Source organism: Dyella sp. KRB-257 (genome assembly GCF_049445995.1).
Classification (GTDB): Bacteria; Pseudomonadota; Gammaproteobacteria; order Xanthomonadales; family Rhodanobacteraceae; genus Dyella_A.
The window spans coordinates 156,905-176,416 of record NZ_JBMSDZ010000004.1 but is presented as its reverse complement, the minus strand read 5'-3'; the positions used below and the strand labels follow the sequence as shown (position 1 = coordinate 176,416).

Below are 19,512 nucleotides of genomic sequence, written 5' to 3'. Positions count from 1 at the left end.
AGCGAAAACGGCGCGCCGCCAGGGCGCGCCGTGGGTATCAAACGGACTTCAGCGAGCCCTTGGGCAACACCTGCGAGATGGAGCCCTTCTGCACGCGCACCTTCACGTTCGGCGCGATCTCGACGGTGAGGAAGCTCTCGCCGACCTCTTCCACGCGGCCGGCGATGCCGCCGCTGGTGACCACCTCGTCGCCCCGGGACAGCGCGGCGAGCATGGTGCGGTGCTCCTTCTGGCGCTTCATCTGCGGGCGGATCATCAGGAAATAGAACACCACGAACAGGCCGATCAGCGGCAGGAAGGTGATGATCGGGTTGGTGGCGGTCGGCGCGGCGGCCTGGGCGATCACGGTGCTCATCGAAAAACTCATCGTTTCTTCTCGCAAGTTGCGGCCCCGGCAGCATTTTCTGCCGAACGCCTGATAAAAGATTGCGAATTATGCCATGCGCTCCCCCGCCCTGCACTGGCACCGGCGTGCCGCAACTGTAGGAGCGCACCCTGTGCGCGAATGCTCTTGGTTTTGATGTCTGGCTTTGATGTCGATCAGGAGCAAGAGCGTTCGCGCACAGGGTGCGCTCCTACCGGGCGGGATCGGAACCTTCACGCACAGAGCCTGCCCTCGACTCGATCGAGGGGTGCGCCCGTACCGGGCGGGTGCGGCGCCTATGCCGTCGGCGCTCCCTGCCGCAGCGCGTGGAAGCGCGCGGTGAAATCGTCCAGCGTGCCGGCTGCGATCGCCCCGCGCAGGCCCGCCATCAGGCGCTGGTAGTGCCGCAGGTTGTGCATGGTGGCGAGCTGGCTGGCGAGGATCTCGTTGCAGCGGTCCAGATGCCGCAGGTAGGCGCGGCTGAAGCCGTTGGCGCAGGCGTGGCAGTCGCAGCCTTCCTCGATCACCCGCGTGTCCATGGCGAACCTGGCGTTGCGGATGCGCAGCGTGCCCTCGGGCACGAACAGGAAGCCGTTGCGCGCGTTGCGCGTCGGCATCACGCAGTCGAACATGTCGATGCCGCGGCGCACCGCCTCGACGATGTCCTCCGGCCGGCCCACGCCCATCAGGTAGCGCGGCTTGTCCGCCGGCAGCAGCGGGACGGTGAAGTCCAGCGTGCGGTTGCGTTCGGCTTCCGGCTCGCCCACGGCGAGGCCGCCGACCGCGTAGCCGTCGAAGCCGATGTTCACCAACCCTTCGGCCGAGCGCCGGCGCAGCGGCTCGTACACGCCGCCCTGCACGATGCCGAACAGGTTGTTGGGGTTCTTCAGTTCATCGAACGCCTGACGCGACCGCTCGGCCCAGCGCAGGCTGAGCTCCATCGAATCGCTGGCGGCCTTCCCGGTGGCCGGAACACCGTCGATCAGATAAGGCGTGCACTCGTCGAAGATCATCGCGATGTCCGAGTCCAGCACGGTCTGGATCTTCATCGACACTTCGGGCGACAGGAACACCTTGGAGCCATCCACCGGCGAGGCGAAGGTCACGCCCTCCTCGGCCAGCCTGCGCTTGTGCGCCAGCGAGAACACCTGGAAGCCGCCCGAGTCGGTGAGGATCGGCCTGTTCCAGCCGATGAACCTGTGCAGCCCGCCGAACTGCTCGACGATCTCCAGCCCCGGCCGCAGGAACAGATGGAAGGTGTTGCCCAGGATGATCTCGGCACCGACGTCGACGATGTCGCGCGGCGTCATCGCCTTCACCGAGCCGTAGGTGCCCACCGGCATGAAGGCCGGCGTCTGCACCGTGCCGCGGCCGAACGTGAGCTGCCCGCGCCGGGCCGCGCCGTCGGTGGCGGTGAGATCGAACGTCATGGAAGTCATCCGGCGGATTGTAGCCGCCGGCGCCGGATCAGGACGGCCGCGTCATGCCGAAGCGGTCGCGCGTGGTGGCATGCCACGGCCCGCTCGGCCGCCCGACGCGGTCGGGCTTGCCGGGATCGACGTGGCGCACGTCGGCCGGCACCGCATCGTCGACATGCACCCGCCACACGCGGGCGAAGATCAGGAAGTGGCGCGGGTCCTGCATCGGATACGGCTTGATCCCGGCCGCCTCTCAGGCGAAGGTATCGAGCAGGCCCAGCGCACTCACCGTGACCGGCGCGGCGATCGGTTCGTCGCCACCGGTGTCGACGCCGTCGCTGCCGAACGACGAATGGCCGTTGCGCGACCCGTCGCCACCGGCCGACTGCTGGCCCACCTGCGCCTGGCCCAGCGACAGCCCGTGCTGCGCCAGCAGCGCGTCCAGCTGCGGCAAGGTCTGCTGCAGCGCGTGCACAGCGGCGGGATGCTGGGCGGCGAAGGTCACGTCGACCTGCCCGCCGTGCTGCATGCGCACGCTCACGTCGACCTGGCCGAGTTCTTCCGGGTGCAGGCGGATCTTCGCCTGCTTGATGTCCTGGTTGCCGAGCCACGCCACCTGCTGGCCCAGCTCCTGCGCGAACGCGGGGCTGCCGGCCGGGCTGGCGATGTGCAGCGCGTGCGGCGGCATGACGCCGGTGTTGGCGGTGGCCTGCGGCGCGGCGCCGAGCAGCGTGGCGAGTTCCTGCATGCCCGGGTCGTCCGCGCCCTTGTGCATCGCGGCCTTGCTGGCGCCGGCGGCGAACAGGTCGGCCAGCGCCGCGGCACCGGCGGTCGTGGTCTTGCCCGACGGCACCACGGTCGCCGCGCCGTGGCCGGCGGCGGCGTCCGTGAGCGTGGCGAACGCGTCGGCCATGGCGGCCGTCGGCAGTGCCGTGGCCGGCTGTCCCGACGGGGCCTTGAGCACGCTGGCGGTCATCGCCTTCGCCGCGTCGCCGGCGGCGACGGAAGCGTTGGCCGGCAGCACCTGGCCGAGCAGCGCCAGCATGGCGCTGGCCACCGAGATCGCGTCGGGCGCGGGTGCGTCCGCCTTGCTCTTTGCCGAGGCATCGACGGCCGACGCAGACGGGTCGGCCTGCGCAGCCGCGTTCGGCACGGGCACTGCGACGGTCGCGGTGTCGACGAGCGAGGTGCTTGCCGATGCCGTCGCATCGCTGCCGGCATCCGGGCGTGAGTGTTCGGTGCGCGCGTCCCGGCTGGCGGGCTGCTGCGCGCTGCCGCGATCGGGGGTGGTGTCGGCACGGGTGTCATCGGCGTGCTGCTGGCGCGCCGCATCCAGATGACTGTCGAAGGCACGTCCGGCGTCGGTCGGCCCGCGCGGCTCGGCGGGTGCGGGTGCGGTGGGGACGAGGGTCGGGGTCGCGGGAAGAACGGCGGTGGCGGGCATGGGAACCTCGTCGGAAAATCGTCGACCGGTGGGTTGTGCGGTAGTTACAGCAAGGTTCGCGCCAGGCGGAATCAGCGGCCGTGGCCCGGGCCGGGCGGGCGGCGGCGCTGCATGCGCTCGTCCACGTCGGACTGCTCGCGACGGTCTTCCGCCTTGCGCTCCAGCTCGCGGTAGTTGCCGACCACGCTGCCCAGCGCCTGTTCGCGTGCATGGGCATCGCGCCAGTGGCCGCGTGCCTGGTCGAGCTGGCGTTGCTGGCGCTGCACGTCGAGCTGCTGCTGCTCGATGGCGCGGTCGATGCGCTCGATGAACTGCTGCCGGTTGAGCAGGGCGCTGACGCTCATGCCGTCGCCCTGCCCCTCGGCGTAATCCTGGCGGTAGCGCCTGAGCTCGCCGAGCTGGTGCTCGGCGCGCGCCACGCGCTGCTGCTGCTCGGCGAGCTTCTGCATGGCCTCGTCGCGGCGCTTGTGCGCCTGGTCGACGGCCGGCTGCAGGCGGTCGGCGCGCGAACTCATGCGTCGCCTTCGCCGGTGAGCGTACGCAATGCGTCGATGCCCTGGGCCAGCGTCATCGGCTCGTCCACCTCCTGCTGCAGGAACGCGCGCAGGCGCGGCCACATCGCGATGGCGTGGTCCACCTGCGGATCGGAGCCTTTCTGGTACGCGCCCACCGCGATCAGGTCGCGCTGCTGGCGGTACGCCGAATAGATCTGGCGAAAGCGCTGCGCCGCGCGCAGATGGTCGCGCGTGACCACCGCCGGCATCACGCGGCTGATCGACGCCTCGATGTCGATGGCCGGGTAGTGGCCGGCCTCGGCCAGGTCGCGCGCGAGCACGATGTGGCCGTCGAGGATGGCGCGCGCGGCGTCGGCGATCGGATCGTGGCGGTAGTCGTCGCCCTCGGTGAGCACGGTGTAGAACGCGGTGATCGAGCCGCGCCCCTGCGCGTCGTTGCCGGCACGCTCCACCAGCGCCGGCAGCATCGCGAACACCGACGGCGGGTAGCCCTTGGTCGCCGGCGGCTCGCCGATCGCCAGCGCGATCTCGCGCTGCGCCTGGGCGTAGCGGGTGAGCGAATCCATCAGCAGCAGCACGCGCAGGCCGCGGTCGCGGAACCACTCGGCGATCGCGGTGGCGTACTGCGCGCCGCGCAGGCGCTTGAGCGGCGGCGCGTCGGCCGGTGCGGCAACGATCACCGCGCGGCGACGGCCTTCCTCGCCCAGCGTGTGCTCGACGAACTCCTTCACCTCGCGGCCGCGCTCGCCGATCAGGCCGACCACCACCACGTCGGCGTCGGTGTAACGGGTCATCATGCCGAGCAGGGTCGACTTGCCCACGCCGGAGCCGGCGAACAGGCCCAGGCGCTGGCCGCGGCCCACGGTGAGCAGCGCGTTGATCGCACGCACGCCGGTGTCCAGCGGGGTGTCGATCGGCTTGCGCGCCATCGGGTTGATCGGCTCGCGCTTGAGTGCGGCGTGCTCGTCGGAATCCAGCGGGCCGAGTCCATCCAGCGGCAGGCCGTCGGCGCCGATCACCCGACCCAGCAGGCCCTGCCCCACCGGCAGGCCATCGGCGCGGGCGCAGGGGCGCACGCGGGCGTTCGGCAGCACGCCATGCATCTCGCCCACCGGCATCAGCAGCAGGCGTTCGTCGGCGAAGCCGACCACTTCGGTGTCCAGCTGCCCGCCGTCGGCGGCCTCGACCAGGCAGCGCGAACCCAGCGCCGCCTCGCAGCCCTCGGCTTCCAGCGTGAGGCCGACCACGCGGCGCAGTCGGCCTTCCACGGTGAGCGGATGCGCCGCCTCGGCGCGGCGGCCGCGGCGCGCGAGCTGCTCGCGCCAGCGCTCACTGCGCAGCGCCAGCGGATCGGCGCTCATCGCGCCAGCGCCTGGCCGCGCGACGGGCGGCGGGTGGTGACGGCAGAAAGATCGCGCCGCCGGTGTGCGCCCGCGGGACGGGGGGATCGCTGGTACTGCCACACCGCGCCGCCGGGGAAGGAAGGCGGGGAGGACAGCTTCGCGGGTGCACACCAGAGGCGCGAAAGGGGCAGGCCGAGGCGCCAGCGGCGCCATAGCCGGAACAGGGGAAGCCAGGGACGGAAGCGCATCACGCGCACCTCCCGCGTCACAGGCATCGCACGCGCCCGACGCCGTGCGATGCGTGCGGCGATGCGTGGATTGCCGGCCTCATCACGGAGCGATGGAGCGACGCACGGCGCCGCAGCCTCGTCGACCCGGCGCGCGCGCGAACGCAGTGCCGGATGCGCGGCCAAGTCGATCACGCAGGCGCTGGCGGCGTGGCCGCTCATGCGGTGATCTCCTCGCCGCCATCGTCTTCGTCCATGCCGAGCACCGCATCGACCACGGCGGCCAGCCGCGTGTCCACGCGGGCGTCCAGGCGCGAGCGTTCGCTTTCCAGCAGGCAGTCGCCGCGGGCCAGCGCGGGATCGGGCAGCAACTGCCAGTGTTCTTCGGCCACCGCGTGCTCGCGCAGCAGGGCCAGGTCGTCCGGGTGCACGCGCACGCGCAGTGCGCGCGTCGCCGAGGGCAGCGCGCGGGCGGCCTGCTGCACCGCCTGCACGATCAGTTCGGGCGCGGTGGCCAGTTCATGCGCCAGCACGCGGCGGGCGATCACCACCGCCAGGCGCGCCAGCTCCTGTTCGGTGGCGTCGTCCAGCGCGGCCAGTGGGCACGCGGCCGATTCCAGCAGCGCCTCGAGCCGCGCCACCACGGCCCGGCGCTCGCCCGCGGCGTCGGCCAGGCCCTCGGCGCGACCGGCCGCGTAACCCTCGTCGCGCGCCTGGCGCTGCAGCGCTTCCAGCTCGGCCACGGTGGGCGGTCCGGGCAGTTCGTCGACCGCTTCGCTGCGCGCGGCGTCGCGCACCTGCGGCAGCTCCCAGCGCGCGGCGCCGGCAAACGCATCGCGGCTGATCTGCGCGGCCATCAGACGAAGTCATCTCCGCCGCCGGCCAGGGTGAGCTGGCCGGCATCGGCCAGCCGGCGCGCGATCATCAGCACTTCCTTCTGTGCGGCATCGACTTCGCTCACGCGCACCGGGCCGGCCACTTCGAGGTCGTCGCGCAGCATGTCGGCGGCGCGCTTGGACATGTTGGCGAAGATCTTTTCGCGCATCGCCGGCTCGGCGCCCTTGAGCGCCACGGTGAGGCGCGGGGAGGGCACCTCGCGCAGCAGGGTCTGCATGCTGCGGTCGTCCAGCCCGGCGAGGTCGTCGAAGACGAACATCAGCTCCTCGATCTTGCCGCCGAGGCTGGCATCCTGGCTGCGGATGGCCGCCATCAGCTCGGCCTCGCGGCTGGTCTCCATCGCGTTGAGGATGTCCGCGGCCGCCTTCAGCCCGCCCACGTTGGCGGACTTGAGCTTGGTGGAGTTACCGGAGAACTGGCGCTCCATGATTTCGTCCAGCTCGTTCAGCGCGTGCGGTTGCACGCCGTCCAGCGTGGCGATGCGCATCACCGCGTCGGAGCGCACGCGCGGCGGCAGGTAGCCGAGCACTTCGGCGGCCTGGTCCGGTTCGAGATGCGCCAGCACCAGCGCGACGATCTGCGGGTGCTCCTGGTTGATCAGCTCGGCGATCGCGCGGCTCTCCATCCACTTGAGCGACTCCAGCCCCTTGCTGGAGCGGCCGAGCAGGATGCGGTCGATCAGGCCACCGGCCTTGCTCTCGCCCAGCGCGTTGGTGAGGATCTTGCGGATGTACTCCTCGGTGCCGACGCCCAGCGCAGTCTGCCGGCCGACGTCCTCGTTCAGACGATGCAGCACCTGCTCCACCTGGTCGCGGGTGACGCTGGTGAGGCCGGCCATCGCCGAGCCCACCGCCTGCACGTCGCGGGCGGACAGGTGCTTGAGCACCTCGGCGGCGTCCTGTTCGCCCAGCGTGAGCAGCAGGATCGCGGCGTTGCGCGCGCCCTCGGACACCTGCTCAGCCATGGTCGCCCACCCAGTTGCGCACGACCTGCGCGACCTGCTTGGGGTTTTCGCTCACCAGACGCCTGGCCATGTTGATCTTCTGCTCGTAGGCAATCGCCTGCCCGATGCGGGCCGGCTCGTCCTCCGGGATATCGTCCACGCGCACGGAAACTTTCGGCATCGGCGAGGGCAGCGCCGCCGCGGCAGCGCGCGCCGGGCCGGCGGCCAGTCCCTTGAGCAACGGGCGCAGCAGGCCGAAGGCCACCAGCAGCGCCACCAGGATGCCGCCGCCCTGCTTGATCAGGTCGAGCATGCCGGGGCGCTGCCAGAACGGCGCGGCGGGCGCATCGGCGTCGGTGCCCACCGCGTCGTGGTGGAACGGCTGGTTCACCACGCTCACCGTGTCGCCGCGCGCGGCGTTGAAGCCCACCGCGTTCTTGGCCAGCTCGGTGAGGTGCTCGAGCTCCTGCGGGGTGAACGGCACGCTCTTGGCGTCCTTGCCGCTGCCGACGAGCTTGTTGTCGACCACCACCGCCACGCTGATCCGCGCCAGCCGCCCGGCCGGATCGCTGACGTGGCTGATGGTGCGGTCCAGCTCGTAGTTGCGGGTGGCGCTGGAGGTGGTGTCGCTGGGCGTGGCGGTGGTCGTGGTGGCCGCACTGGCGCCGGCGGCGGCGTTCGGTGCCGCGCCGGCCTGCGGATTGGCCGCGGTGGGCTGGGCCACGGTGTTCGGCGGCTGGTTGCTCAGCGCGCCGGGCACGGCGCCGTTGCCGGCGGCGCCATCGATGCGCTGCTCGGAGCTGGTCTGCTCGCTGCGCAGCGCGGGGTGATCGTGGTCGTAGGTTTCGGTGGCCTTCTCGGTCTGGCTGAAATCCAGATCGGCATACACCTGCGCGCGCACCTTGCCGGCACCGACCAGCGGCGTGAGCAGTTCCTCGATGCGCTGGGCGTAGGTGTTCTCGATGCGCGTGGCCAGGCGCAGGCGGGTGTCGCCCACGGCGGCCGCGTCGTCCGGTGCGTCGCCGGTGAGCAGCTGACCCTGCTGGTCGACCACCGACACCTGCCGGGCGTCGAGCTCGGGCACGCTGGACGACACCAGATGCACGATCGCCGCCACCTGGCTGGCGTCGAGCTGGCGACCGGGGAACAGCGTGACCAGCACCGAGGCGCTGGCCTGGCGGTTGTCGCGGATGAAGGCCGACGGCTTGGGCAGCGCCAGGTGCACGCGCGCCGAACGCACCGACTGCAGCGCCCCGATGGTGTTGCCCAGGTCGGTCTCCAGCATCTGCCGGTAGCGCGCGCGCTCGGCCATGTCGCTCATGCCGAACGGCGAGTCGGCCGCCGGCAGCATGCTGCTGTTGGCGCTGCCCTGTGGCAGGCCCTGCCCGGCCAGGCGCAGGCGGATCGCGGCCAGGTCGGCCTGCGGCGCCATGATGGTGGTGCCGTCGCCGGCCAGCGTGTAGGGCGTGTTGCTCGCCTGCAGCGCCTGGGTGATCGCGGCGGCGTCCTTCTGGTCGAGCCCGGCGTACAACATGCCGAAGTTGGGGCCGCGCGACCACAGCACCACCGCCACGCCCATCGCCACCGCCAGCGCCACACCCACCAGCAGCATCAGTTGCCGCGAGGCCGGGCTGCGCGCGATGTCGCGCAGGTCGAGGCGCGCGCCGGGGCGCTCGCTGTCGGCCTTCGGTTCCGAGGGGGTCATGCCGCCGTCTGCCATGGGGGTTGCTCGTTATCGATGGGCGAAGGAAGAGGCCGCCGTCAGACCGGCATGTTCATGATGTCTTTGTAGGCTTCGACGAGCTTGTTGCGCACCTGGGTCATCGCGTTGAGCGAGAGGTCGGCCTTCTGGATCGCCACCATCGTGCGGGCCAGGTCCGCGCCCTGGTCGCCGCGCTCGAACGCCGCCGCCATGCGCCCGGCCTGCATCTGGCTGTCGCCGACCGCGGCGATCGACTGCCTGAGCAGCGCGCCGAACGGGCTGGCGCCGTGGGTCGGTGCGGTCGCGGGCATGGCCGTGGAGGAGAACGCCACCTCGGGCGTGCGCACCTGGGCGGACATCTGGCGCATCTGGCTGAGCAGACTGTTGACGTCGATCGTGGTCATGACGGTTTTCCAACGCGTGACGGGTTTTCGAGGGGGTTGCTGCAGGATGTGTGCCATCACCGGGGACAAGGGCGTCGCCACTGAAGTCGCTCCCGCAAAAGCCACTGCCCGCGCCCTTGTGGGAGGGACTCCAGCCCCGACCGTCGCATATCGATCAGGCGGCCAACCCGTTCTGCAGCCCGTACTTGCGCAGCTTTTCCACCAGCGTGGTGCGCTGCATGCGCAGCAGCTTGGCGGCGTGCGCCACCACGCCATCGGTGGCATCCAGCGCCTGGCGGATCAGCCCGACCTCGATGTCGGCGAGGTGATCCTTCAGGTCGATGCCGCCCTGCGGCAGCACGGTGGTGTCGTTGCCTGCGGCGACCGGGTCGGCGATCGCCGCGTCCACCATCGTCAGCAACTGGCTGCTGCCGTCGGGCTCCCCGGCCGGCACCGCGCCGCGATAGCGCTCGGGCAGCTCGGCGGCGCGCACTTCGGCGTGCGGATAAAGGATCGCCAGGCGCTCTACCAGGTTGCACAGCTCGCGCACGTTGCCCGGCCACGGATAGCCGCGCAGGGTCTGCAGCGCACTGGGCGAGAAGCGCACCGAGCCCAGGCCGCGACGCTCCAGGCGCAGGTTGAACTCGTTGATCAGCACCGGCAGGTCTTCCAGCCGCTCGCGCAGCGACGGCAGCTCCAGCGGGAACACGCTCAGGCGGTAGAACAGATCCTCGCGGAAGCGGCCGTCGGCGATCGCCTGCTCCAGGTTGCGGTGGGTGGCGGCGATGATGCGCACGTCGCAGCGTTGGGTCTTGTTGCCGCCGACGCGCTCGAACATGCGCTCCTGCAGCACGCGCAGCAGCTTCACCTGCATCGGCAGGCTCATATCGCCGATCTCGTCGAGGAACAGCGTGCCGCCCTCGGCCATCTCGAAGCGGCCCTTGCGGGCGCTGATCGCACCGGTGAAGGCGCCCTTCTCGTGGCCGAACAGCTCGCTCTCCAGCAACTCGGCGGGAATCGCGCCGCAGTTGATGGCGACGAACGGCTTGTCCTTGCGCGGCGAGCAGTCGTGGATGGTGCGCGCCACCATTTCCTTGCCGGTACCGGACTCGCCCAGCACCAGCACGCTGGAGTCGAACGGTGCGACCTGGCGGATCAGCGCGTTGACGCGGCCCATGGCGCGCGATTCGCCGACGAAGCGCTGCTCGCCGCGACGGGGGCCGGAGCTGCGCGCGCTGGCGCAGCGCATCGCTTCGGCGAACTGCTCGTAGCGCAACGGAAAGCCGATCACGCCGACATGGTTGAAGAACGGCGAACTGGCGCCGAGCAGGCGCGCGGCCCACGGCGAATCCTCGGCCAGCAGCAGCGGCAGGTGGGCCACGGCCTCGCCGAGATCGTCGAGCTGGCGCTGGGCCGCCGCCTCGTCAGCGATGTCGCCGATATAGATGCCGCGCAGGGCGGTGGGATCGGACGGCGCCTGGCCGACGCTCCCGGCACGCTGCGGGCTGAAGCCCAGGAACTGCAGTGCCGAGATGACCGAATCGGCCCGGGCGGGGTTCGACTCGATGACCAGGAAATCCGTCTTGTCCATTGTGCAACGCCTCTCGTACTGACTCGGTGGGACGCAGCGGTGGGGTGGGAGAGCCGCCGTGTTTTCCGGAGCGCGACGGTTTGCCGTCGGTCCGCGTCGAGAGAGGAGCAAAAAGGGGGCCAGTGCGCCAGCGTGCCGACGGCAGTCGGTGTCAGCGGGATCGCCGCTGCGCGTCACCCGTTTTTCTTGTGAAGGCGATGACGTCGCGAAGGTTCATGTAAATGAATGTTGCGTAAAGATTTTGCCGTTCCGAAACGACGCGGTACAGATGACGTCGGCGGTCACGTCGACAATTTGGCTCGTCAACAATTTCGCGCACGGCTACTGAAAACGTGAAGCAACTCACACTTTCGCCCGACTTCGTTGAAACCGCTTACATGACGGCCATCACATTGTGACCCCGTAGGTCGAAAGCGTTCAGGTCAGGGACTGACGCGCTTCGGCCACTTTGCGCCGATGGTGGCGAAAGACGAACCGCTCGATCGCATCGGCCGCTGCCTCGCCGAGCGGTTCGAAGACCACGAAGGCCAGACCGTCATCGAACCGACGCGATACCCGCGCCGGCAGCTCCAACGGCAGGCCAGGGCAGGCATCCAGATGGATGCGCAGGGATATCGCCTGCCCTGGCGCCCCGGCCACGGGCAACAGTGCGGCGGGCAGCAGCGCGCCGACGGCGTTGAAACGCACGGGTACTCGCTCCGGCAGCGCGCTGGCCGGCAACAGCAGGCGGTTGACGATATCCACCAGCGCGTTGAGCTTGGCGTCGAGCCGGGCCAGTTCCTGCAGTACCGGGCTGTCCTCCTCGGCGCCCTCGGCCCGGCGTTCCTCGGTCGCGGCGATGCCGGCCAGCGCCGACGCGTTGCGCTCGGCCAGCTGGGCCAGCGGCGTCGAGGCTGCATCGCGCGGCAGCACGGCCACGCGCAGGCGGTCGTCCACGCAGACACGTTCGGAGAAGGCAAGCCAGAGGGCGTCGGTCATGGCGGGAATCCTGTGGCGGTGGCGGCGCGTCAGAGGCTGAGAAAAATTCGACCGCCGTAGCGAGAGCGCCGCCAAACGCCCGTGCCGGCGGCGGTCGCAGTAGGCGGGCGATTTTTTCTCAGCCTCTCAGTCCGGATCGGCCGTATCGAGGTAGGCGCTCACCGCACGGTGGTTCACATGATGGCGCGCCAGGTGCTCGCCCACCACGCCACGCGCCCGCGCCGCCAGTTCCAGCATGGCGCGCTGGTCGAGCTGCAGCCGGCGCAGGGCCATCAAACCGGCCGCATTGACCGGCGCCTGGCGCAGCAGGCGGTCGCACTCGGCCTGCAGCGCGGTGGCGCCGGCCCAGTCGCCGCGGCCGGCGGCCTGCAGCATGTCGGCGCTCAGGGCGAGCGCGCGCTGCAGATCGGGATGCGGCGCCTCGTTCATGACGCGCTCTTGGCCTGCGCGGCGGACGTGGCGAGGTAGTTGGCGCGAATGCCCTGCCAGCCCTCGCGTACGGGCGCGAGCAGGCGGGCGGCCTCGTCCAGCGCGGCCACGTGATCGTGCAACTGGGCGTAGAGCAGGCGCCGGGTCACGTATTCGTACAGCGATTCCAGCCGCTGACTGAAGGCGGGATCGACCTGGTGATCCAGGCTGTCGTGCAATTCGCCCACGATGGCCACCGCCCTGGAGATGCAGTTGCCCTTGGCCGCCACGTTGCCGTGCAGCAGGTGGCCGCGGGCCTGGGCGATGCGATCCATCGCCCCGTCCAACAGCAGGCTGACGAGCTTGTGAGGGTCGGCGCTCTCGACGCCGGCCACGCTGTTCTGCTGGTAAAGGGCGCTGGCTTGGCGCATGGGTCCGTAGGTCATGTTCCACTCCGCAATCAGTTCTTTCGGGTGTAGGTGGCTTCGAGCTGGGCCAGCGCACCGGTGAGGTAGCTGCTGGTGTTGTTGAGCGAGGACATCAGCGTGTCCAGCTGCGCGTACTGGTCGCGCAGCTGCTTCTCGTAGACGCTCATGCGCGCATCGAGCTGGCTCTGCTCGGTGTTGAGCTTGCCCAGGCTGTCGGTGAGGCTCTGCTGGCGCGTGGAGATCACCCCGCCGGCCGCGGTGAAGCTGTCCAGCGCGGTGGTGAGCCGCTTGGCGTAACCGTTGGACCCGGCGAACAGGTCCTGCACGACGGCAGGATTGCCGTCCAGCGCGGCGGTGAGCTTGCTGCTGTCCACCGCCAGCGTGCCGTCGGCCGAGCGCGTGATGCCCAGCGAGGCGAGCGAACCGATGCTGTTGCCGGCCACCTTGCCGCTCAGCACGCTGCCGATCGTGCGCTGCACCGAGTGGAGCATCGCATCGCCGAGCAGGATGCCCCCTTTCCCCGAGGCCTTGTCGTAACTGGACAGCGTGCCGACCGTCTTGGTGTAGCTGTTGTAGGCATCGACGAAGTCCTGCACCGCCTTGGTCGCCACGCTGTTGTCGCGCGACACGGTCAGCGTGGTACTGCCGGCGGCGGCCAGATTGATCGTGACCCCGTCGATGGCGCCGCTGACGCTGTTGCTGGCGCTGGTGATGGCAATGCCGTCCAGGCTCAGCTGGGCATCCTTGGCCTCGTTCGCGCCGGCGGTATTGAGCTTGTTGGCCAGCGTGGTCAAGCCGGCGCTGCTGCTGCCGTCGGCGCTGATGCTGAAACCGTTCGCCACGCCGGTCTTGCTGGAGCTCAGCAGCAGCTGTGCGCCGCTGGTGCCATTGACCACGGTGGCGCTGACGCCCGGGTTGCCCGATGCGGCGTTGATCCTGGCGGCGATGTCGGCCACGGTATCGGTGGCCGAGATGGCCACGGTGGAACTGTTGGCGCCAACCGTCAGCGTGAGGTTGCCGGCGCCGATCGCGGCGGTGCCGGCATAGGCGTCGCTGCCGCGCTTCTGCGCGGTGGCCAGCTTGCTCACCACCAGCGCGTAGCTGCCCGGCTGGGCGCTGGACAGCGTGCTGGTGGTGCCGATGGTGCTGTCCGCCAGCGTGGCGTTGAAGCTGGCGAAGGTGCTGGTCTGCGTCAGCGTGAACAGCGACGACTGCAATGAACTCAATACAGAACTGAGCGACGTCAGCCCGGTAAGAAGAGCGTTGGTCTGTGTCGCCTTGCTGGTTATCTGCGCCTGCGGACCGGCCTTCCTGGCATTGACCAGAGCCGCGACAATCGACTTCACATCCAGGCCAGAACCGATACCGGCAGAGCTCAATATGCCGCTGCCGGGGTTGCCGCTGGTGCTGACGTTGCTGATGGCCATGCTGGCTCCCGTTGTTTTCTTGACACTGCTGCCGCACGAGCACGGCCAACAAAATTCTGCAAGAACCTCGCCACCTGCGAGACCCTAGTCTGTCGAGGTCGGCTGCGCCGCCCTGCCCGTTTCAGTGGATCGGCCAGGCACCCGGAAACTGAAGTATCCGCGGCGTAAGCGGCAGGAATTTCGCCGCACACAAGTGCCCGCAGAAAGCCAAAAAAAAACGGCAGCACCGAACCTGCCGGCGCCGCCGTCGAAAAGCAGTTTCATGTGCGATGGCCCGCGTGTGCGGGCCACCGGCGGTGGCCGTTACTGCAGGAGCTTGAGCACCTGCTGCGGCTGAGAGTTGGCCTGGGCCAGCACCGAGATACCGGCCTGCTGCAGCACCTGGGCGCGGCTCAAGGCAGCCGTCTCGGCCGCAAAGTCGGCGTCCTGGATGGTCGACTGCGAGGCCTTAAGATTGGTCGACTGCGAGCTGAGCGTGGAGATCGTCGACTGAAAGCGGTTCTGTACCGCACCGAGCTGGGCAGCAAAACCGGCCACCGTCGTCAGGGCGGTGTCGACACGCGAGATGATGTCGTTCGCAGCATCGACGGATTTTACGCTTGCCGTCGAGAGCGAACCACCCACGGAGGCAATGCCGTTGCTCGCGTAGCCGTTGCCGGTATTGAGGTCCGTTGCCCCGTTGAGGGCCGCACCAGCGCCATCAACGATGGTCAACGTCTTGTCGGAAACCACGTTCAGGCCAGTGCCCAGGGAATTGACCGAGGCGCTGGCGCCGGAGTCGGAGGTCTTGGCGTTGATGGCGTCGGCGAGGTCCTGCAGGCTGGCAACCTTGCTCGTATCGATGGCAGCACCATTGATGACCAAGCCAGTTGTCTGGATCTTCGGAGCCGCCGTCACGGCTGCCTTGACCAACGTGGAAGACCCCGTGACCGGCGTGCCAGGAGTGGTCTCTGCAGCTACCGTGGTCGGGATGCCAAGCGTGGTCGCGGCTGCACCACCAAACGTGATGGCATTGGAAGAAGAAGTATTGGTGAAAGTCAGTTCACCGGAGGTGCTGTCGACCGTGGTAATCGCGCTTCCCGCTGCGGTATTGATGGCCGCGGCCAGATCGCTGGCATTTTTGTAGTTGCCACCCGCCACGTTCACTACCGAACCGGAACCGATCTGCACGGTCAGGCCGTTGGTCGCATCGCCAGGCAGCGTATAGCCGCCGGTAACCGCGGCGCTGATGTCGCCGGTGGACACCTCGGCGACCTTGCCGAGATCGCTCGCCTTGACGCTGGTGCCCAGGCTGACGCTGATGGTCTGGCCGACGTCCGCGCCGATCTGGAAGTTCTGCGACTTCAACGAGCCGTCGAGCACTTTCTGGCCGTTGAACGTGGTCTGGCTGGCAATGCGGGTGACTTCGGCCAGGCGCTGCTGCACTTCCTGGTCGATGGTGGCGCGATCCGCCGAGCTGTAGGTGCCGTTGGCCGACTGCACCGCCAGATCGCGGATGGCCTGCAGGTTGGCGGTGACCTGATCCAGCGCCGAGCCGGTGGTCTGCGCCAGGTTGATCGCGTCCGAAGCGTTGGCGCTGGCCTGGGCCAGGCCGCCGACCTGCGTGGTGTAGCGCTGCGAGATCGCGAAGCCGGCGGCGTTGTCGGCCGCGCTGTTGATCTTCAGGCCAGACGACAGGCGCTGCGTGGCCTGGGCCAGCGCGCTCTTGGAGGTGGCGAGGTTGTTCTGCGCGTTCAGCGAGGAAACGTTGGTGTTGATCACGAATGACATGGAAGTTCTCCTGACGGAAATCGATGAGCCGGACAAGGGGCTTGATGTATTCCCGGCGGGGTTCCGTATGGATGCCATCCGCCTCGGAGACTGTTTCGTCATGGGCGGAAATTACTTGAGCACCAACACTTGATTTTTTTCCAGACCCGCCGGAGACGCGCCAGGACCGATGCGGGAACTGCGCGGCGGTTGTGGGAGGGGCTTCAGCGAGGGGCAGGAAGTCGCGACTGAAGTCGCTCCCACAGGGGTGGGTGGGCCACGCGCGCTGCTGTTGTGGGAGGGGCTTCAGCCCCGACGGGCTGTGGCGAGGGACAGGAAGTCGCGACTGAAGTCGCTCCCACACTGAAGTCGTTCCCACAAGGGCGGCAGCGCGGTGGGTGGAACTACTTGATGTAGTTGAACAGGCTCAACGACTTGACCTGCGCGAACACCTGCTGCGATGCCTGCAGCGCAGCCGACTGGATCGAGAGATTGCTGATGGCCTTGTAGACGTCCACGTCGCGCGTGTCCGACAGCGTGGCCTGATAGGTCACGCCCAGATCCTGGTAGGCCGCGCGCTGCGCGGCGAGCGCGTTGGTGCGTCCACCGATGTCCACCTCGGCGCGGGTCACGCCGGCGCGTGCATTGTCGAGCGCCTCGAGCTGGCGATTGAGCGTGTTGGTCAGCTGCGACTCGCTGGTACTGCCACTGCTTTGCAGGGCGCTGATCATGTTGTTGAAGGTGGTGAAGATGTCCTGCGAGGCGCCGCCCTGGATGCTCACCGTATCGCCGGCCTGCGGCGTGCCGCTGAGCGAGATCGTGAGGCCGTTGAAGCCGATGCTGCCGCCGGCGGTGTAGGTCCCGGTGAGCGGATTGCCGCCGGCATCGAGCGCCGGATTGCCGCTGCCGTCCAGTGCGCTCCAGTTGCCGGCGCCGTCGAAAGTGATCGAGTAGCTGCCGTTCGCCGCGAGGCCGGCGGCGAAGGCGGCCGGATCGGAGACCGCGTTCCCGCCCACCACCAGCGTGCCGGTGTTGCCCGCGCCGGCGCTGGCGACGAAGCGGCCGTTGCCGGCGGCCACGTCCATGAAGATCGCGCTGCCCGATTCGCCGGTCGGCACGCTCAGGCCCGCGGCGATGGCCGCGCGCGGCTGGCCATCGTTGCCGATGTAGCTCACGCTGCCGTCCGCGTTCTTCACGAACGGCACGGTGTTGCTGCTGGTGCCGGCGAACAGCGCCTGCCCGTTGGCGTCGGTGGTGTTGGCCATCTGCAGCAACTGGTCGCGCATCTGGATGAGCTGGGTGGCGATCGCCTGGCGATCGCTGCTGGCGAGCGAGCCGTTGAGCGCCTGCAGGGTGAGATCGCGCGCGCTGTTGTAGAGATCATTCACCGAGTTCAGCGTGGACTGCGCGGTGTTCAGCCGCGTGCTCGCCGCATCGATGTTGGCGGTGTACTGCGTATTCGCCGCGAGGATGTGATCGAGGCTGACCACCCGACCGGCGCCGGCCGGATCGTCCGAAGCCACGTTGATGCGCTTGCCGGTGCTCACCTGGTTCTGCGTGGCGGCCAGCGTGCTTTGCTGGTTCATCATGCTGGACAGCGACTGCTGGTACATCCAGCTGGTGGAAAGGCGCATGACGATTACCTCTGCACGGCAGCGAGCAGGCTGCTGAAGATGGATTGCGCGGTGGCGATCACCTGCGCGGAGGCCTGGTAGGCCTGCTGGTATTTCACGAGGCTGGCCGCCTCCTCGTCCAGGTTCACGCCCGACACCGCCTGCTGCGCCGACATCGCCTGGTTGTGCAGGCTGGTCTGCGTGGTGAGGTTGCCTGCGGCCTGCGCCCCGGCGTTGCCGATCTCGGTGGTGAGCAAGGTGTAGTTGTCGATCACCGAACGGCTGCCGCCGGCCAGCACGCCAGTATCGGCCAGCCTGCCCAGCGCCAGCGCGTTGGCATTGTCGTTGAGGCCGTTGCTGTTGGCGCTCATCGCGAAGCTGTCGCCGGCCGCCGGCGCGCCGGACAGCGAGAGGCTCCAGCCGTTGGCCGCAAGCGCCTGCCCCGGCGCGTAGGCGCCGCTGCCCAGCACGGTGCCGCCGGCATCGGTGAGGGTGTAGCTGCCGGCCGTGGGAAAGCTCACGGTGACGCCGTTGAACAGCGCCGGGTTGCTGGCATCGGTCACCTGCAGCGACGACACCGCACCGCTGCCCGTGTTGGCACTGGCGGCCTTGGCCTGCAGGGCGGCGGCCGCCGCGATGCCGGACGGATCGGCGAGGCTCACGGTCAGCCCGCTGGCCGCGTTGCGGGTGGGCTGGATGCGGAAGCTGTCGCCCGCCTGTGCCGTGCCCGCCACGGCCAGGGTCAGCCCGGCGCCGCCGAGCGTGCCATCCGGATTGATGGTGAGCGCCACCGGCTGCCCGCCGGTGGTGGTCATGCTCCAGGCGCTGCCGTCGTAGCGCAGCGTGTAGTCGGCGCTGGTCAGCGCGGCGACGTCGGAAACCTGCGCGCTGACCGTGGCGCTGCCCGCGTTGGTGCCGGCGGCCAGCGCCTGCGGTGCCGGCAGCGCGAAGATCGGCGCGCCGAGCTGGCCGTTGAGATCCAGCCCCTTGCCCTGCTGCGCGTTGACGCTGGTGGCCAGGCCGGTCGCCGCCTGGCCGAGCCGGTTCTGCGCGCTGTCCAGCACGTTGCTGCGGTAATCGAGCAGGGCGCCCAGCGAGCCGCCGCTGAGGCGCGCGGTGATGTCGCTGCCGCTGCTGTCGAGCACGTTGACGCGCGCGGTGTCGTAGGGATCGCCGGCGGTGGACAGCTTGAACGCATGGCTGCCGCTGACCAGGCTCTGGCCGCTGCTGCTGTAGATGCTGTAGGTGCCGTTGGTCTCGCTCACCGCGGTGACGCCGAGGTAGCCCGACAGCGTGTTCACCAGCGCGTCGCGCTGGTCCAGCAGCGCATTTGGCGCGCCGCTGCCGAGGCTGTCGTGGATCTTGCGGTTGAGGTCGGCGATGTTGTCCAGCGTGGTGTTGATGCTCTTGACGGTGTTGGTCACCTGCCCATTGATCTGCTTCTGCTGGCTGTCCAGCTGCGCGCCCAGCGTGGTGAACACCGAGGCGACGGTGGACGCATTGCCCAGCAGCGCCTGCCGCGCGGCGCTGTCGCCCGGCGCGTTGGCCACCGTGTCGAAGGCGCCGTAGAACTTGTCCAGCGCGCCCTGCAGGTTGCCGCTGGCGCCGAGCATGCTGTTGAGCGTGGTGGTCAGGTCGTTGTAGGTGCCGGCGCGGGAAAGATTGGCGTTGCTGCTCCACACCGCGCTGGTGAGGTAGCTGGAATACGCGCGCTCCACCGCCACCACGTCCACGCCGCTGCCCACCGTGTAGCGGTTCGACGGCGGCACCACGCGCTCGGTCTGGCGCACCACCTCACGGCTGTAGCCGTCGGTGCCGGCGTTGGCGATGTTGTTGCCGACCGTGTTGAGCGCTACCTGGGCGGCGTTGAGGCCGGAGATGCCGGTGCTGAGCAGGTTACTCATGAGAGCGTCCTATTCCGAAGGTCATGCGGGTGATTGCCACTGCGACCGCAGCGTGGCGCAGCCTTCCGGAGCGGTGTCCGCAGCCGGATCCAATCGCTTGCGGGAGCGCACCCTGTGCGCGAATGCTCTTGCTCCTGATCCCGGTGGAAACAAAGGCATTCGCCCACAGAGCCTGCCC

The 19,512-nt window shown here is 69.2% G+C and carries 20 protein-coding genes; 1 reads left to right on the top strand and 19 read right to left on the bottom strand.

Annotation, left to right across the window (positions count from 1 at the left end):
• Positions 1–37: 37 nt before the first annotated feature.
• The 17 genes from yajC to ACO2Q2_RS04585 form a co-directional block, all read right to left on the bottom strand.
• Positions 38–367, bottom strand: coding sequence for a preprotein translocase subunit YajC (gene yajC, locus ACO2Q2_RS04665; RefSeq protein ID WP_423254611.1), 330 nt, complete (start codon positions 365–367; stop codon positions 38–40).
• Between the two features lie 293 nt (positions 368–660).
• Positions 661–1,803, bottom strand: a complete 1,143-nt coding sequence (gene tgt / locus ACO2Q2_RS04660; protein WP_423254610.1) for a tRNA guanosine(34) transglycosylase Tgt — start codon at positions 1,801–1,803, stop codon at positions 661–663.
• A gap of 28 nt (positions 1,804–1,831) precedes the next feature.
• Complete coding sequence (locus tag ACO2Q2_RS04655) at positions 1,832–2,008, bottom strand: hypothetical protein (RefSeq protein WP_423254609.1); 177 nt, start codon at positions 2,006–2,008, stop codon at positions 1,832–1,834.
• A 27-nt stretch (positions 2,009–2,035) separates the two neighbouring features.
• On the bottom strand, positions 2,036–3,226 hold the full coding sequence (locus ACO2Q2_RS04650; protein ID WP_423254608.1) for a flagellar hook-length control protein FliK: 1,191 nt from the start codon (positions 3,224–3,226) through the stop codon (positions 2,036–2,038).
• A 71-nt stretch (positions 3,227–3,297) separates the two neighbouring features.
• Positions 3,298–3,741 carry a flagellar export protein FliJ gene (fliJ, locus tag ACO2Q2_RS04645; RefSeq protein WP_423254607.1) on the bottom strand — a complete coding sequence of 148 codons (444 nt, stop codon included), beginning with the start codon at positions 3,739–3,741 and terminating at the stop codon, positions 3,298–3,300.
• Positions 3,738–5,102, bottom strand: coding sequence for a flagellar protein export ATPase FliI (gene fliI / locus ACO2Q2_RS04640; RefSeq protein WP_423254606.1), 1,365 nt, complete (start codon positions 5,100–5,102; stop codon positions 3,738–3,740). The genes fliJ and fliI overlap by 4 nt, the downstream gene beginning before the upstream one ends.
• Positions 5,099–5,533 carry a hypothetical protein gene (locus tag ACO2Q2_RS04635; protein WP_423254605.1) on the bottom strand — a complete coding sequence of 145 codons (435 nt, stop codon included), beginning with the start codon at positions 5,531–5,533 and terminating at the stop codon, positions 5,099–5,101. Before ACO2Q2_RS04635 ends, fliI begins: the two co-directional genes overlap by 4 nt.
• Positions 5,530–6,168, bottom strand: a complete 639-nt coding sequence (locus tag ACO2Q2_RS04630; protein WP_423254604.1) for a FliH/SctL family protein — start codon at positions 6,166–6,168, stop codon at positions 5,530–5,532. The genes ACO2Q2_RS04635 and ACO2Q2_RS04630 overlap by 4 nt, the downstream gene beginning before the upstream one ends.
• Entirely contained in the window at positions 6,168–7,172 is a 1,005-nt protein-coding gene (gene fliG / locus ACO2Q2_RS04625; RefSeq protein ID WP_423254603.1) for a flagellar motor switch protein FliG, read from the bottom strand. Before fliG ends, ACO2Q2_RS04630 begins: the two co-directional genes overlap by 1 nt.
• Positions 7,165–8,871: a flagellar basal-body MS-ring/collar protein FliF gene (fliF, locus tag ACO2Q2_RS04620; protein ID WP_423254602.1), complete on the bottom strand. Its 1,707-nt coding sequence runs from the start codon at positions 8,869–8,871 to the stop codon at positions 7,165–7,167. Before fliF ends, fliG begins: the two co-directional genes overlap by 8 nt.
• A 41-nt stretch (positions 8,872–8,912) precedes the next feature.
• Positions 8,913–9,257 (bottom strand): flagellar hook-basal body complex protein FliE, encoded by a 345-nt coding sequence (gene fliE, locus ACO2Q2_RS04615; protein WP_423254601.1) that lies wholly within the window; start codon positions 9,255–9,257, stop codon positions 8,913–8,915.
• 154 nt (positions 9,258–9,411) lie between these two features.
• Positions 9,412–10,827 carry a sigma-54 dependent transcriptional regulator gene (locus ACO2Q2_RS04610; RefSeq protein ID WP_423254600.1) on the bottom strand — a complete coding sequence of 472 codons (1,416 nt, stop codon included), beginning with the start codon at positions 10,825–10,827 and terminating at the stop codon, positions 9,412–9,414.
• A 417-nt stretch (positions 10,828–11,244) separates the two neighbouring features.
• Positions 11,245–11,805, bottom strand: coding sequence for a PilZ domain-containing protein (locus tag ACO2Q2_RS04605; protein WP_423254599.1), 561 nt, complete (start codon positions 11,803–11,805; stop codon positions 11,245–11,247).
• Between the two features lie 126 nt (positions 11,806–11,931).
• Positions 11,932–12,234 (bottom strand): hypothetical protein, encoded by a 303-nt coding sequence (locus ACO2Q2_RS04600; RefSeq protein ID WP_423254598.1) that lies wholly within the window; start codon positions 12,232–12,234, stop codon positions 11,932–11,934.
• Complete coding sequence (gene fliS / locus ACO2Q2_RS04595; protein WP_423254597.1) at positions 12,231–12,659, bottom strand: flagellar export chaperone FliS; 429 nt, start codon at positions 12,657–12,659, stop codon at positions 12,231–12,233. Before fliS ends, ACO2Q2_RS04600 begins: the two co-directional genes overlap by 4 nt.
• Positions 12,660–12,673: 14 nt before the next feature.
• A complete protein-coding gene (gene fliD / locus ACO2Q2_RS04590) occupies positions 12,674–14,068 on the bottom strand; it encodes a flagellar filament capping protein FliD (RefSeq protein ID WP_423254596.1) in 1,395 nt (464 codons plus the stop codon).
• A gap of 303 nt (positions 14,069–14,371) precedes the next feature.
• Entirely contained in the window at positions 14,372–15,838 is a 1,467-nt protein-coding gene (locus ACO2Q2_RS04585; protein WP_423254595.1) for a flagellin, read from the bottom strand.
• On the opposite strand from ACO2Q2_RS04585, the gene ACO2Q2_RS04580 reads away from it, so the two are divergent.
• Positions 15,837–15,971: a hypothetical protein gene (locus tag ACO2Q2_RS04580; protein ID WP_423254594.1), complete on the top strand. Its 135-nt coding sequence runs from the start codon at positions 15,837–15,839 to the stop codon at positions 15,969–15,971. The two genes, ACO2Q2_RS04585 and ACO2Q2_RS04580, sit on opposite strands and share 2 nt — an antisense overlap.
• Positions 15,972–16,221: 250 nt before the next feature.
• On the opposite strand, the gene flgL is transcribed toward ACO2Q2_RS04580, so the two are convergent.
• Both flgL and flgK read right to left on the bottom strand, forming a co-directional pair.
• Positions 16,222–17,451, bottom strand: coding sequence for a flagellar hook-associated protein FlgL (gene flgL / locus ACO2Q2_RS04575; protein ID WP_423254593.1), 1,230 nt, complete (start codon positions 17,449–17,451; stop codon positions 16,222–16,224).
• Positions 17,452–17,456: 5 nt separating this feature from the next.
• The gene (flgK, locus tag ACO2Q2_RS04570) at positions 17,457–19,334 is read right to left on the bottom strand and encodes a flagellar hook-associated protein FlgK (protein ID WP_423254592.1); all 1,878 of its coding nucleotides are present in this window, start codon (positions 19,332–19,334) and stop codon (positions 17,457–17,459) included.
• Positions 19,335–19,512: the final 178 nt, after the last annotated feature.

What these genes read in the sequence shown, in the direction of transcription:
- fliS (WP_423254597.1), bottom strand. Translation starts at nt 12,659, where the DNA reads ATGACCTACGGACCCATGCGCCAAGCCAGCGCCCTTTACCAGCAGAAC.
- ACO2Q2_RS04580 (WP_423254594.1), top strand. Translation starts at nt 15,837, where the DNA reads ATGGAAGTTCTCCTGACGGAAATCGATGAGCCGGACAAGGGGCTTGAT.
- yajC (WP_423254611.1), bottom strand. Translation starts at nt 367, where the DNA reads ATGAGTTTTTCGATGAGCACCGTGATCGCCCAGGCCGCCGCGCCGACC.
- ACO2Q2_RS04610 (WP_423254600.1), bottom strand. Translation starts at nt 10,827, where the DNA reads ATGGACAAGACGGATTTCCTGGTCATCGAGTCGAACCCCGCCCGGGCC.
- fliD (WP_423254596.1), bottom strand. Translation starts at nt 14,068, where the DNA reads ATGGCCATCAGCAACGTCAGCACCAGCGGCAACCCCGGCAGCGGCATA.
- fliG (WP_423254603.1), bottom strand. Translation starts at nt 7,172, where the DNA reads ATGGCTGAGCAGGTGTCCGAGGGCGCGCGCAACGCCGCGATCCTGCTG.
- ACO2Q2_RS04650 (WP_423254608.1), bottom strand. Translation starts at nt 3,226, where the DNA reads ATGCCCGCCACCGCCGTTCTTCCCGCGACCCCGACCCTCGTCCCCACC.
- fliE (WP_423254601.1), bottom strand. Translation starts at nt 9,257, where the DNA reads ATGACCACGATCGACGTCAACAGTCTGCTCAGCCAGATGCGCCAGATG.
- ACO2Q2_RS04585 (WP_423254595.1), bottom strand. Translation starts at nt 15,838, where the DNA reads ATGTCATTCGTGATCAACACCAACGTTTCCTCGCTGAACGCGCAGAAC.
- fliF (WP_423254602.1), bottom strand. Translation starts at nt 8,871, where the DNA reads ATGGCAGACGGCGGCATGACCCCCTCGGAACCGAAGGCCGACAGCGAG.
- ACO2Q2_RS04605 (WP_423254599.1), bottom strand. Translation starts at nt 11,805, where the DNA reads ATGACCGACGCCCTCTGGCTTGCCTTCTCCGAACGTGTCTGCGTGGAC.
- tgt (WP_423254610.1), bottom strand. Translation starts at nt 1,803, where the DNA reads ATGACTTCCATGACGTTCGATCTCACCGCCACCGACGGCGCGGCCCGG.
- fliJ (WP_423254607.1), bottom strand. Translation starts at nt 3,741, where the DNA reads ATGAGTTCGCGCGCCGACCGCCTGCAGCCGGCCGTCGACCAGGCGCAC.
- ACO2Q2_RS04630 (WP_423254604.1), bottom strand. Translation starts at nt 6,168, where the DNA reads ATGGCCGCGCAGATCAGCCGCGATGCGTTTGCCGGCGCCGCGCGCTGG.
- fliI (WP_423254606.1), bottom strand. Translation starts at nt 5,102, where the DNA reads ATGAGCGCCGATCCGCTGGCGCTGCGCAGTGAGCGCTGGCGCGAGCAG.
- ACO2Q2_RS04635 (WP_423254605.1), bottom strand. Translation starts at nt 5,533, where the DNA reads ATGAGCGGCCACGCCGCCAGCGCCTGCGTGATCGACTTGGCCGCGCAT.
- flgK (WP_423254592.1), bottom strand. Translation starts at nt 19,334, where the DNA reads ATGAGTAACCTGCTCAGCACCGGCATCTCCGGCCTCAACGCCGCCCAG.
- ACO2Q2_RS04655 (WP_423254609.1), bottom strand. Translation starts at nt 2,008, where the DNA reads ATGCAGGACCCGCGCCACTTCCTGATCTTCGCCCGCGTGTGGCGGGTG.
- ACO2Q2_RS04600 (WP_423254598.1), bottom strand. Translation starts at nt 12,234, where the DNA reads ATGAACGAGGCGCCGCATCCCGATCTGCAGCGCGCGCTCGCCCTGAGC.
- flgL (WP_423254593.1), bottom strand. Translation starts at nt 17,451, where the DNA reads ATGCGCCTTTCCACCAGCTGGATGTACCAGCAGTCGCTGTCCAGCATG.